This is a genomic window from Desulfosporosinus sp. I2 (genome assembly GCF_000960765.1).
Classification (GTDB): domain Bacteria; phylum Bacillota; class Desulfitobacteriia; order Desulfitobacteriales; family Desulfitobacteriaceae; genus Desulfosporosinus.
This window is the reverse complement of record NZ_JYNH01000054.1, coordinates 1-13,025: the sequence shown is the minus strand read 5'-3', so window position 1 is coordinate 13,025 and position 13,025 is coordinate 1. Positions and strand designations below refer to the sequence as shown.

Annotated in this window: 12 protein-coding genes; all 12 read left to right on the top strand. The window is 38.9% G+C overall.

Annotation, left to right across the window (positions count from 1 at the left end):
* The first annotated feature begins 6 nt into the window (after positions 1-6).
* Positions 7-1,164: a type I restriction endonuclease gene (locus UF75_RS13440; protein WP_045575108.1), complete on the top strand. Its 1,158-nt coding sequence runs from the start codon at positions 7-9 to the stop codon at positions 1,162-1,164.
* 660 nt (positions 1,165-1,824) lie between these two features.
* The gene (locus UF75_RS13435; RefSeq protein ID WP_045575107.1) at positions 1,825-2,268 is read left to right on the top strand and encodes a VanZ family protein; all 444 of its coding nucleotides are present in this window, start codon (positions 1,825-1,827) and stop codon (positions 2,266-2,268) included.
* A gap of 41 nt (positions 2,269-2,309) precedes the next feature.
* The gene (locus UF75_RS13430; protein ID WP_045575106.1) at positions 2,310-3,134 is read left to right on the top strand and encodes a 4Fe-4S binding protein; all 825 of its coding nucleotides are present in this window, start codon (positions 2,310-2,312) and stop codon (positions 3,132-3,134) included.
* A gap of 463 nt (positions 3,135-3,597) precedes the next feature.
* Complete coding sequence (locus UF75_RS13425) at positions 3,598-4,122, top strand: hypothetical protein (RefSeq protein ID WP_242860231.1); 525 nt, start codon at positions 3,598-3,600, stop codon at positions 4,120-4,122.
* A 471-nt stretch (positions 4,123-4,593) separates the two neighbouring features.
* Positions 4,594-4,752, top strand: a complete 159-nt coding sequence (locus UF75_RS28275; protein WP_156146426.1) for a hypothetical protein — start codon at positions 4,594-4,596, stop codon at positions 4,750-4,752.
* Between the two features lie 46 nt (positions 4,753-4,798).
* Complete coding sequence (locus UF75_RS13420; RefSeq protein ID WP_242860230.1) at positions 4,799-5,080, top strand: Uma2 family endonuclease; 282 nt, start codon at positions 4,799-4,801, stop codon at positions 5,078-5,080.
* A gap of 562 nt (positions 5,081-5,642) precedes the next feature.
* On the top strand, positions 5,643-6,305 hold the full coding sequence (locus UF75_RS13415) for a site-2 protease family protein (protein ID WP_045575105.1): 663 nt from the start codon (positions 5,643-5,645) through the stop codon (positions 6,303-6,305).
* Between the two features lie 93 nt (positions 6,306-6,398).
* The gene (locus UF75_RS13410) at positions 6,399-6,959 is read left to right on the top strand and encodes a hypothetical protein (protein ID WP_207642479.1); all 561 of its coding nucleotides are present in this window, start codon (positions 6,399-6,401) and stop codon (positions 6,957-6,959) included.
* A 102-nt stretch (positions 6,960-7,061) separates the two neighbouring features.
* Entirely contained in the window at positions 7,062-8,687 is a 1,626-nt protein-coding gene (locus tag UF75_RS13405) for a hypothetical protein (RefSeq protein WP_045575103.1), read from the top strand.
* Positions 8,680-9,570, top strand: a complete 891-nt coding sequence (locus tag UF75_RS13400) for a serine/threonine-protein kinase (RefSeq protein WP_045575102.1) — start codon at positions 8,680-8,682, stop codon at positions 9,568-9,570. Before UF75_RS13405 ends, UF75_RS13400 begins: the two co-directional genes overlap by 8 nt.
* Positions 9,571-9,695: 125 nt before the next feature.
* Positions 9,696-12,470: an AAA family ATPase gene (locus tag UF75_RS26280; protein WP_052693233.1), complete on the top strand. Its 2,775-nt coding sequence runs from the start codon at positions 9,696-9,698 to the stop codon at positions 12,468-12,470.
* Between the two features lie 118 nt (positions 12,471-12,588).
* Positions 12,589-13,025 (top strand): hypothetical protein (locus UF75_RS13390; RefSeq protein WP_045575101.1); only part of this gene is annotated, 437 nt, incomplete at its 3' end.

The following is a 13,025-nucleotide window of genomic DNA, read 5'->3' as shown; positions in this document are numbered from 1 at the left end:
TAATTAATGGAATTCAAAGAGGAGTTACAGAAATTATCAACTCAAATTGCTGAACGAAGAATCCATGTTACAAATGAAGAGATGACAAAGCAATCCCTTATACTTCCATTCATTCAATTGCTAGGGTTTGATATCTATAATCCTCTTGAAGTAAGACCGGAATACATCGCTGATTTTGGTAAGAAAAAGAGCGAGAAAGTTGATTATGCTATATTTAAGGATTCTATTCCAGTGATGTTTTTTGAAGCTAAATCAGTGAACGAGAAATTACATAATCATGATGCTCAATTATGCAGATACTTTAATTCCGCTAAAGACGTAAGTGTAGGAATAATTACAAACGGTATAGAGTACAGGTTTTTCACGGACATTAATGATACTAATATAATGGATAATAAACCCTTCTTTGTAGTAAATATTACGAAATTAAAAGAATCCGAGATTGAGAATTTAGCTAAATTTAGGAAAGATTCTTTCAATAAGGAGTCTTTGACAAGATGTGCAGAAGAACTTACTTATGCTTCTACACTGGACAATAACATTAAAGAGCTACTGAAAAACCCTAGTGATGAATTTGTCAGGTTTCTACTAAAAGACTTCAATTTCCAAAGAATTACAAGCAATATAGTAGAAAAATTCAGACCTATTGTTAAACAATCTATATCCAATGCTGTGTTGGATAGAGTAAGTGATGGTCTATACCGACAGGAAGTTAGTACTAATATCGAGCCTAATGTTATCATTGAAAACGAATTTGATGACAAGATTAAAAGTAAGGAAATAATCACCACAGATGATGATCTTAAATCTTTTGAGTACATTAAAGTGATGTTGGCAAAGTACGGTAGAAATGTCGATCAACTAGGCTATAAAGATACTCAAAACTATTTTTCGATTTATGTATCTAATCTAAATAACTGGTTTATTAAAATAAATCTAGAAAGCAATAATAAAAATTTTGTCACTAGAATAGAATCAGAGACTTTGGCGAAATATTCTAATGGTTTTAAGATTGAAGTAGCTCCAAAAAGAGTAGGTGAATCAAAGATTTATATTAATTCTGTTGAGGATATAAAAGAGCTAGGAAACTTAATTACTTATTGCTATGATAAAATGTGTCTTAAAGAAGGAATTGATAAAATATCTGGCATTAAAAAAGCTTAACTTTGGTTCTGATAGAGAGACTTAGGTCTGGCAGGTAAAGCAGTTATAATTAGCCGGATCATTTGAGGATGGGGAAGGGTATAACGCTTTCCTAAGAGGAACCGCAGAGTTGAGAGATATTCTTGGTGGGATGAACCTATAAATACTTAATACCTTGGCAAATGCTGCTGAAACCAGTGCCCCTTATCCCCTACATTATTGAAGTAGGGGTGGTTTTTTCTTATTTACTATTTCGCCATGTTTCGCCGTCAATTTGAAATAAAGTACCTGTAAGGCATTAAGCAGGCATTATTAGGGTGGAATTTTACGATTTTTTACCATTAAAAGAGAGTTTCTTCATATGCTAGTATACATAGCTTTTTCTGCATAGATTGAAAATTTAAAGCCCGGCTTGATGCGGTCCCAAGAAGGATGTACGCCAGGGTGTAGGTCAAATTCGTCACCAGTGACGAATTTGGATTTTCGTCACTGTCGAGTGTAGCGAGTATTTGGCGAAACGTGTCGTTTCGCGAAGGGTGAAATAACAGGCTATGCTTTGTATGCGGTCAGTTCCTTTCCTGGGATCGTACCAGAGCTTGGAGAAAAGGTTAAGGGCAAGTCTATGTAGTGGATCGTGACACTTTGAAAAGGTTAGATTCTCTTGAAGGAAGTAGAAGTTTAATGTATGCGAGATTATGGAATAGGGTTTATCAGTTATTATTTTTAGGTTACACAATAGTTCTTTTCTGGGAGCTATTTCTGGGGAAGTATCGTTCTCATAGCGGTCCAAGACGCTATAACCTATCTCCCTTGAAAACAATCGCAAGTTATTTTGAGAACTATGAGAGTTTTGGAGTCAGTATCATCCTTATTAATCTGGCCGGAAATATATTGGCATTTATGCCGATGGGATTTCTACTACCGCTAGTTTTTAAAAGAACGGGTCGATTAATCGTTATTACAAGAATCACCTTGCTGACAAGTATTGTGGCTGAAATCTGCCAATATATATTTAATGTCGGAGGCTTGGATATCGATGATGTACTACTCAATACGATTGGTGGGGTATTGGGCTACCTTGTCTACAGAGCTTATGAGAGCATTGCTTATCGCCGAAGCGAGTGATCTTGGCCTATGAATCTATTTAGTGATGGAGGTGTTGTTGTATGGATAAGCAGGACATAATCACAATGGGGAGTAATTTTGTTGAAGAATCAGAGTACAACCGTATTCCCAAGGAAATTGCGCTTTCGGAGAAGGTGGTTGGCATGAAGATTTTCGAGACGCCGATATTTGCTTTTGGGGCTGCTGAGGATCAGTATTTCGAATTATTGAAACAACCAACGGTAATAGGTCAACACTTTATGGCCCCCCACGAATGGTTACCTCAGCCCAAAACCGTGATCTCCTTTTTTCTACCGTTTACCGAGATAGTAAAAATGGGCAACAGAAGGGATATGTCCTGGCCTTCAGAAGAATGGTTGCATGGACGGATTGAAGGACAAGCTTTAGTTATTAAGCTTTGCCAGTACCTGAACTTTGAATTAGAAAATGCCGGATATAAAAGCCTTGTGCCGTCTATGGATGAAAGGTTCTGGGCAAAAACCAGTGCTAACGAAAATAAGAATTCCTTTACAAGCAATTGGTCGGAAAGGCATGTTGCCTATGTATGTGGACTTGGAACCTTCGGACTATCTAAAGGACTAATAACCAAGAAGGGGATTGCAGGTAGACTCGGCAGTATCATTACCGAGTTAGAGTTATCAGCTGATACAAGGACGTATGAAGGCATCTATGATCACTGTTCTATGTGTGGGGTGTGCGGAAAAAATTGTCCAGTCAATGCGATATCCGTTGAGAAAGGAAAAGACCACAAACTATGTTCCGAATTCATAAACAAAACAGCTGAAAAACATAAACCGAGATATGGTTGTGGAAAATGTCAAATAGGGGTTCCGTGTGAAAGTAGTATTCCAAAGAAAAGTATCTAAGCCTAGAGCAGTTCACTCAGCTCCGAGAAGAAGATGTCCAGAAGTCTCATGGGATGGGACCAAAGGCCATTGAACTTATACGGCAGGCATTGGCGGCCAGTTGCCAGTCATTTGCGAAATAAGAGGTGCAGAAATTGATGGAATTACTATACGAAATCCGGCCAGGTATGTTTGAAATAATCGATGGTAACCATAGGGAAATAGCGGTTCTCGATGACACTAAGATTAACATTAGGGGGTGCCTGACATTAAGAACTTTCGTGCAAACCTACTTATCGGTATTCTACTAATTATCAGTTCTTCATTATTGTACTCCATTCAAATTTATATCTTTAATTCTCCACGAGATACGTTTTATTACCTGTTTCAGGATCTGGCGTTTGTTCCACTTCAGGTAATCATTGTCACCCTCGTTCTGGACAAACTCCTGACTGCAAGAGAGAAACAAGAAAAGCTTCTGAAGTTGAACATTATAATAAGTGCATTTTTTAGTGAGCTTGGTGCTGAGGCTATCTCTCGTATGACTAGTTCAAATCTAAATCTGTCTGCTTTGGAGGTTGGTCTGAGGGTGGATTCGGGATGGAATGAAGCTGAATTTAAAAAGGCGTCAAACATAGTAAAAGGCTTTAAATTTCAGGTTGAATCCACTTCAATACAGCTCGTATCAATGAGGGAGTTCCTACATGCAAACAAGCCCTATTTGTTGCGGATGTTTGACAATCCAAATCTATTAGAACATGATGCCTTCACCGAAATGCTTTGGGCGTTGTTACATGTCACGGAGGAACTTGAAAGCAGGGAAAGCTTAGAGGGGCTACCTAAGAACGATATAGCCCATCTGTCAAACGACGTCATGAGAGCATATCGCTTCCTAACAATTGAATGGGTATGTTACATGAAGTACCTAAAAAAAGATTATCCGTATCTATTTTCGCTTGCCACCAGAAAAAATCCGTATAAAGGAAAAAGCTCAGTTATTATTGAGTGACCACTAACAATTAGAGGTGAACTTAATGTTTATCACTTTTCCAGCATACGAGAAAGTAAAAGCAAGGCTAGATGCCGTCTTAAATTTCTCATATTATCCTCAAGGAATGGTTTGAGACAGCTTTAATCGAAACAGAGCATGATTACATCATGCTCTGCGATAAACTCATTCCGCGCCTCTTTCTAGATCCCAAGAAGTATGAGCGCCTGGGTGTAGGTCAAATTCGTCACCAGTGACGAATTTGGATTGACGAACCAAAGAATTGTGTGGTATGGAAGTATCAATCTTTTGAGTTTTGGGAGTGCTGAAGAAAGTATCATGAGACTGGATAGCCCTAATATTGCTAATGAATTAATAATGAGCATGGACAAATAACAGTCTTGCATGTTATGCTGATAATACCAATAAATGGATATAATCTTGAACTTCTGTGAGGCATAACGTAATATTTGCGAACTGGAGTCGTGAAAGATGGATAGTGTTCTAGAACGAATAAAAGAGATTTTCCTTCAACATATTACAAGTTACATTGCCGAAATTTTTAAAGTACCGGCTGCAGCATATTTTCGGTTTTTCGACTTCGTTGGTGGAAAGGCGTTAAAGAGGATATCAATGGAACGCGTAGGTTGATTGTGCTATAATTTGGTAAAATCCTTGCAGATGTGGGGTGTTTATAGTGAGCTTAACTAAACCTCAAGTAATTACAATCGCTGAATATAATAAACTCAGGGAAAATTCCGAGAGTAGATTAGAATACATCGATGAAATTATGTATATGACACCATCTCCGTCGACGAAACATCAGAGGATTTCCAGTAGATTACATGCAAAGTTATTCAATTTCCTTGAAGGGAAAGAATGCGAAGTTTTTCCTGCACCCTTTGACATTGAGCTTAGGACAGCTGATGATGACCAAGGGGATCAGACTAGCCCATTCAGAGGTTTTGCAGGGATTTAGTATGAATCTTGAAGAGTTATTTAAATGAGTTCATTAAAGCGGCTGAAAAAGTCGATATTTTTAATTTATTAGAAGGTGAAAGAAAGAGGGAAGATCTAGTTCACGAGGCCTATATCCTGAGAAATAAAGATATAGCGTATAAATTAAAGGAAAAAGAGGCTGGAATAATTTGAAATTATATACTTTGGGATTTACAAAGAAATCAGCTAAACAATTTTTTGAGGGGTAATCCTCTGAAATGAGGACTAATGTCCTATTTCAAGATTTCTAATTAATGATATTATTAAGCAATGAACTATATGGAAAGAGTTGTAATAGGATTATTGTCTGTGTTATGAATATTTGATGCTTGCTTTGCTTCTCCTCATCTTTAATACCCCTCCTTGTGAGGGGAATTTTTTATCAATGAGAGCCTCCAAGATGATTCTCTTGCTTCGTGGAGGTTGCCCTGTAGGGCAATTATTGGTTTGTTTTGAACCCCAAAAGTAAATAGCCTAATTAAAATCTGATAGATTTGTATTTAATACAGATCTATCAGATTTTATGTTAGGGGGGGATGCCTATGCTATTTCATTTTTCCATGGTAGTTACAATCTTATTTTTTGTTGCAATATCAGTGTGTGTAGCCATTCATGAATTCAGTCATGCTTTTGTGCTCTATTGTTTTGGAGACCGCTCTGAAACGATTAGGAGCAGGCTAACGCTAAGACCTGCTGCCCACATGACACTAGGAGGAACTCTGATATTCTTCTTTACGGGTCTTTTAGTTGGAAAACCGGTCATGTTTGATGAAGATAATATTAATGAACGGTACAATGAAAATTTCGTGTTAATAATAACCAAGCTCGCAGGGCCAATCTCCAATTTAGTAGCAGCCATAGTTGGACTTTTTATCATTAATTATCTGAAAAACTATCCTGGGGATATGGGCTCCGGATACTCTGAAATGATGGATCTATTAATTTGTTTTGCGTATGTGAATGTCTATTTTTTCTGTTTCAATATTTTGCCGATCCCCTTCTTGGACGGGGGAATATTCATTCAGCTAATAGCCAATGACGTCCTGGATCTTGGCGGAGTTACGTTAATTGTTGGAGCAATTCTGTTGTTAGCTATAGTAATCAATAGTTATTTGGGACTAGGGATTGCTTGGCTCGATTTCTTAATAATAGGGTACCCGGAGAGGGTCTTCAAGTTACTGCAAAGTATTATGGGTAGGGGTTGAAAAAAGATGTATGAACATTCCATAACGTATATATTAAAACTTTGGATATATTTTGGGGTTGCAATTACGTTGCACGAGTATGGACATTATCAAATGGCGATTAAACTTGGCAAAAAAGAGTTCACAAACTCTCTCAGAAACACTCCCAACCCTTTTGTCCATATTTCGTTACTGAGTATGTTCTCAGGGATACTGTTTGGCTTTATGTGGGGTAAACGAGTGATCTATAAAAGTAACGCCAAAACTAATAGGACAAGGATTATACAAAACGTGTTGTTCGGATTTTCCGGGATTATGGCTAATCTTGTCACTGCTATCTCAGCAGGTTTCGTGTCCTATATCATGTTGCGGTTCCATCTGGATAAGAGCGTTCATGATTTTTTTCAATATGGCATGATTAGCTTCATGGGAGTTAATATCTTTATTGCGCTTGTTAGTCTGCTCCCTTTGCCGGGGTTCGACGGATTTGGAATCGCCAAATCAGTAATCGGCATATTTGGTGTCGGCCTCAGAGAAGTAGTATCGAAAAGACTGGAGGTCGCGACTCTATCTGCGATGGGGCTGACTATTTTGTACCAACTCGCATACTATCAGCATCCTGTTTTCGATTTGTTTGAGAAATTCTCAAATCACTTTATTAGGATCCACTGGTAGATGGGAATAAATAGATGGATTTAATAAATTGCCATTGCTATAATTAACCGATGTCTTAAAACTATGAAGAATAAAGAGGATTAAGCTAAAGTGGGGAATTAGATGAATATTGATTATGAAGAAATCCTGCGGAAACTGAAGGAAATGAATACAAACTCTGAGAGGCTTACAACCTTTGATGAAACTTTTCACATCATTGTTCAAGAGTATGCCGCAGATAATTCATTGTTTGCTCTTGTCAACGAAGATGGCAGCATCCAAATAGAGAATATCAAGCGAATGACCGACAAGCTTGGAATGGGAACTCTCAGCTTCTATAGTCCTACTGAGGACAAGTGCGTCTTGATACCGACGAAAGACACAATTTTGCTGATGGCGCTGGCAATTGGGCTGCAGCCAAGGGACGCTGACCGACTATTAATCTCCGCGGGATATGGCACTTATATGAAAAATCTCCGAGAATTCATCATGTACAGTGGTCTGGAAAATGGAATGATCATCGATGAAGTTCGTGAAAAGCTCATTCAGTATGGTTATCGAGAAAACGCGGCGCTTGAAACTGTGGAGTACAAGCCGAAAAAGTCAAGTGTTAAAGCGTTCAGCAGCTATTTTAAACAACTATGCCAAATGAAGGGGTTGTCTGAGAAAAAAGTCCTTGAGAAAGCGGAACTGGTCTCGCCCGAAGTTGATGCGGATCAAAACAGGTATTATTACAGCGCCTTTAATGGCACGAAAGCGGGTCAGGTTGTTCTGGAATATCTTCAGGCGGTAAGACTGTTTGAAGCCTTGAAGCTTTCGGACGACGAAAGGCTTAACTACACCAAATTCCTGAGAAATTACGATGTTATCAATGAAAAGGACAAAAAGCTGTTGTACGAATGGATTCAGGAAGGAATAAAAAAGGAGCAGGAAGTTTGGCATAGTGAGAAGAAAGCGCATGTCATGGAGAAATCCGTATTGACTCAACAAATTGCGTCGGGGATGAAGGATATCAAATGGGATAAGATGGATGAATTTATTGATGATCATTTCGGGTACATACGCAGCTTTGCCTTATTTTATCAGCAGGTTCTCAAATTCGAGGGCTATGACTCGGTCACAAAATTCTGCAAGGCTTTCAAATTGTCCGACAGATCGCATTACAGCTATTTGGATGGTTCAAGCGTTCCCGAATTGAGCCATCTAACGGCCATTGCTTGCTTGATGAAAAGAATGACGATCCAGATATATAATACCCTGCTGAAAAAAGCCGGGAAGCTTGCCTATGAAGAGGCAGAGGAGTCGGCAATATATATCATTGCAAAAAACTTTTTACTGTCGAAGACCGAGCAGGTCGTGATGTTCGGACCCTTATATAATTTTGTCGAAAGCCTTGTCATGGGTCAGGAAGAGAACTTGGTTAGAGTCAGGCGTGAAGAACTAAGCAGGCTCTATTTCGAAGTTTCCAAGATAGTATCAAGAAATCTTCTGGCCTATGTAAAAGAGAGCAACGCGCCAGCCAACCATGAAGAAATAACTTATATTAAGAGCCTGACGATGGAAAGTGGCAAAGAAATGAACATCAACTTTTCAAAGCTGGTCGCTAAGGCTGCCTCCCGATGGGAGGAACAGAACATTAATGAATTTAGGGGTATCTTGAAAAACAGGCTCGGGTTTGAGGAAGATAGCTATTTGATGAGAGTGATTAGCGTTTCGCCAGAAATTGGGGTGGAAAACGAGAATGGATAAAAGGATACCTCTGAATCCTGGGAGCACGATTAAAATCAGTAATGAGACCTACAAAATTGTTAAATTAATTTCCAGGGGAGGAACCTCTCTTATTTATGAAGCGGAACGCTCCTATTGCGGAGCTGACGCTTGTATCAGCTCATCAATCAATAAAAAGGTTTTATTGAAGGAGCTTGCCCCACTGACGATCAATTTTGAAAGAAACAGCGCCGGTGAAATCTCTTTTTACAATTCTGAGGCGGAGGAACTCAGAAGATTATTTGAGAATGAAATCAACAACCTGGCCATAATTCAAAGTAAAAATTATTCAATCAATCGGATTCCAGATATGGACGCCTATGGGGAGTACAACAACACCACATATATTGCCATGAATTATATCAAAGGGTCTGTTCTTAGCGATTACCTCAAGGAAAGGTCTCTGCGGTTCAATGAAATATCCTCGATCTTCCTTCAAATAATTGAGATTGTCATCTTTTTGCACAGCACCAATCAAGCATACTGTCATCTGGATCTTAAACCGTCTAATTTTATTATTGATCAGACCGGTGTGGTGTTTTTGTTTGATTTCGGCTCTTCTTTGATTGAAGAGGAAAAATGGGTGAAAAACTATACTGAGGATTACTCTGCCCCGGAAGTCATCTACAACATGATGGATTATGTCGACCAACGAGCGGATATCTATTCTCTCGGTGCTATTCTGTATGAATTGGTAACTGGAGAGAGACCGTCCATGGATAAGTTTCTGCTTTGCGAGGATAATTATTATCAATATGAACCTGAAAGCGACTATGATTTTAATTTTCTGCTGAGTAAAATGCTTACCGAGGATGTCAAGGCGAGGTTTAATTCAGTAAGCGAAATAAAACAGAGATTGGATTAGCTTTTGCTGTCTTAAATAGCGCTGATTTTTGAACCCCAAAAGTAATTGCGTATTTCAGATTATGGTAAGCTCTCAGTATAAGAACTGGGAGCTTATTTTTTGGGAATAGAGCTGGAGGGATTGGAATGAGCGAGGAAAAAATTTTACCGGAAATGAAAGAGAAAGAAAAAGAAAGAGCAAACGATCTCACCAGGATTAAAAGCTGGATTGAGGAAAGAAGAAAACAATTAGCTGAAACCGGAGAAAATCAGGGATCCGATAGTAATGTTTCAAGCGATAAAAGCGCATCCGAGGATGCTCAGCCAATTGCTGATCAGTCTAGAGAACCGGAAGATCAAAAAATGCTAATGATGCTTGCTCTGATTCGATCAGAAATTGCGCTTGAAAATGAGCGATTATCGAATTGCAGCAAGTCTTCAAGTGAGTACAGTAAAAGCAAAATGAGACTGAACTATTTATCCGGGATTCAATGGACGCAGGAAAATTATCAAACAGTTGATATAAAACAAGCTAGGGCAATATTAGATGAGGACCATTATGGCATGAGCGCTCTTAAGGAAGAAATTATCGAATATATTCATTCGAATAACAAGTTAGGAAAAATCAGTAACGAAACACTTTTGCTCTCTGGGCCTCCGGGTACGGGCAAGACATCGATTGCTCGTCAGATTGCCAAAGCCATGGGCAGGGAATTATATAAATTGCCATTAGGGGGACTGAATGACGAGATTTTTATTAAAGGCGCTGTTCGTCAGTTCGCCAGCTCAAAGCCCGGAGCAATAATTGACATTCTCTTCCGGGCGGGCCATCGAAAGCTGGTCATACTCCTCGATGAAATTGACAAAATGGGCAATCGCAACGGGAATAACGACGGCGCAGCGTCACTTCTGGATGTGCTTGACCATGACAATTGTTTTGTGGATAGATTTTTGGATGTGCCTGTGGATTTAAGTGATATTGTTTTTATAGCTACAGCCAATGAGAAAAAGAATATCTCGCCCACACTTCTTGATCGAATGAATGAAATCGAGATCATGCCATATAGTAGGGAAGAAAAGTATACCATTTGTCAAAAACACCTCATACCGAGGGCAAAAGAAGAATACGGGCTTCAGGGAGGCGCGCTGAGGATTGACAGAGGAGTCATATCCAGACTGGCAGACGAGGATTATGAGCAGGCGGGCATTCGCAGTCTGACAAAGAAAATCAGGAAACTATGCAGAATGGTATCCAGGAATCTTCTGGAATCAGGAAATTTAGGCTATTATCTATCGGTGAAGAGAGCTGTCGCGTTGGGCATCATTTGCGATATGCCGCGAGGACAAATCATTAAAACTAAAGTCGGTAAGGTAATCACTAGCGGCATGGATTTTTCAAGTGGAAAGGGATCCCTGCTTGAAATCGAGTCATTACTTGCTGAAGACAAAAAAGACCCAATTGTCATTGGCGATAATTCTAGAGCCTATCAAGATGTAGCCAATCAGATGGCAGGCTATATGACGGTGAATCATAAGGCGTTGAGCATTTCTGAGTCAAAAATCAGAAACTACTCATTTCTGTTATTTGTTGCGAATTTGAGTGGTTTCAAGTTTGACAGAAACTATAAATTAGCCATATTTTGCTCAATCTACTCGGCCTTCCTAAATATTGCATTACCGGAGAACCATGTCGTTCTGGGGGATGTTACGCTGCTTGGCGAAGTAAGAAGCAACCCTATGACCCGCACTTATGTTATTACTGCTCTTAACTGCGGAGCGGAAGCGATCATTTTGCCTAAAGACCTTGAGCACAGGATAGCTGATGTCGTTGGAAATAAGAGATCGAAATTCATTTTTATTGAAGACCTGAGGGAACTAAATTCGCTGTATCGAATACTTGCTTTGCGCGAAAAAATTAAGCAAAGGTTCTTAGAGGTCGGTAAACAAACAGATTTAGTTACCCTTCATAAGCATGAACAGGAAATAATGACGCTTGCTACCAAGAAAAATATCAGCGAAAGTGCCGCCTTCAAGCTATATTTTGGTGCGGAGACAATAGAGCAGGAAGACGATGCAGAGAATCAGCTCAATAAATTAGTCGGTTTGAGGCAGGTGAAAAATCTTGTCCAAGAAATTGTTGCCTGGAAAGAGGTGACACAGAAAAGGAAACAAAGCGGGCTGATCTCTAAGAATATCGGACTTCATATGGCCTTCACAGGGAATCCAGGGACCGGTAAAACAACTGTCGCCAAAATACTTGGAGAAATGCTTCACAAAAAAGGTTTGGTTAAGAGTGACGCATTTGTGGAAGTGACAAGAGATGACCTGGTCGGAAAATATATTGGCCATACCGAAGAAAAAGTTGGCAAGGTGATCCGTCAGGCAATCGGGGGAGTTTTATATATCGATGAAGCCCACAGTCTCTATATGGGATCCGAAAATGACTTTGGACAGGTAGTGATTTCGACGGTGGTAAAAGCTATGGAGGAAAACCGCGAAGACCTTGTAGTAATCATGTCCGGATATAAGGAAGAAATGGTGAAAATGATCAAGCAAAATTCTGGACTTGCCGACAGGATAAACTTTAAGCTTGATTTTGAGAATTATTCAATTGATGAACTGATTAAAATATTAACGCTAATGTGTGATGAGGAAAACTATGAACTAGAAGATTGTGCCTTAAAATACTTCAGAGAAAGAATGGAAGAGGATGCAAACAAAAAAACTAAGAACTTTTCCAACGGCAGGTTCGTTCGAAATATTTTTGAAAAAGCCAAGATTAAGCAGGCTATCAGAATCGGATTGAGAACTATAACATCGGAAGAAAATTATCGGCTTCTTACGGGTGAGGATATGATGAATGCCTATGAACAGGAGAAGGGATACAAATTCGATGATAAAGAGACTCAAGTTGGATTCTGATCACAAGCATCAATAGAATTTGGCTAATTAGTATCCCCATTTATATGGCATAATAATACATTTGTTGATATAATCCAATACAATGCTATTTATTGGAATATAGAAAGGGGCTATTCAAATGACATCCCAGGAAATTATTGATAAATTGAATGTATACATTAGCAATAATAAAGAACTAAAAGAGATTGGTCCTGTTTTTTTATATAGGCCTATAGAATCTGGAAGATCAGACGCAAAGGTATTAAAGGTCGTTTGTGGGTCAGAAAAGAGGCTGATTGGTATTCTCAAAATAAATGAAAAAGATGAAAAAACAGCATTGGAAGCAGTGCTAGCTACCTTAATGAATGATCCTACAAAAAGCAAATTAAATGACGAAGTGGGAAATTATCTGGCAAAAATACTTTGTTCATATGAACTGGAACTTAATGAAAAGCGTATGTTTCTTGTTTTATATGAAATGTCGGGAGATAAAGCTGCTCAAACATTGATGGATTTGATATTAGATTCAATAAGAGTCCAAGAATACGGTAACAAGAATAAGAAGATCATTGAAAA

What these genes read in the sequence shown, in the direction of transcription:
- UF75_RS13440 (WP_045575108.1), top strand. Translation starts at nt 7, where the DNA reads ATGGAATTCAAAGAGGAGTTACAGAAATTATCAACTCAAATTGCTGAA.
- UF75_RS13435 (WP_045575107.1), top strand. Translation starts at nt 1,825, where the DNA reads ATGTATGCGAGATTATGGAATAGGGTTTATCAGTTATTATTTTTAGGT.
- UF75_RS13430 (WP_045575106.1), top strand. Translation starts at nt 2,310, where the DNA reads ATGGATAAGCAGGACATAATCACAATGGGGAGTAATTTTGTTGAAGAA.
- UF75_RS28275 (WP_156146426.1), top strand. Translation starts at nt 4,594, where the DNA reads ATGGATAGTGTTCTAGAACGAATAAAAGAGATTTTCCTTCAACATATT.
- UF75_RS13415 (WP_045575105.1), top strand. Translation starts at nt 5,643, where the DNA reads ATGCTATTTCATTTTTCCATGGTAGTTACAATCTTATTTTTTGTTGCA.
- UF75_RS13410 (WP_207642479.1), top strand. Translation starts at nt 6,399, where the DNA reads ATGGCGATTAAACTTGGCAAAAAAGAGTTCACAAACTCTCTCAGAAAC.
- UF75_RS13405 (WP_045575103.1), top strand. Translation starts at nt 7,062, where the DNA reads ATGAATATTGATTATGAAGAAATCCTGCGGAAACTGAAGGAAATGAAT.
- UF75_RS13400 (WP_045575102.1), top strand. Translation starts at nt 8,680, where the DNA reads ATGGATAAAAGGATACCTCTGAATCCTGGGAGCACGATTAAAATCAGT.
- UF75_RS26280 (WP_052693233.1), top strand. Translation starts at nt 9,696, where the DNA reads ATGAGCGAGGAAAAAATTTTACCGGAAATGAAAGAGAAAGAAAAAGAA.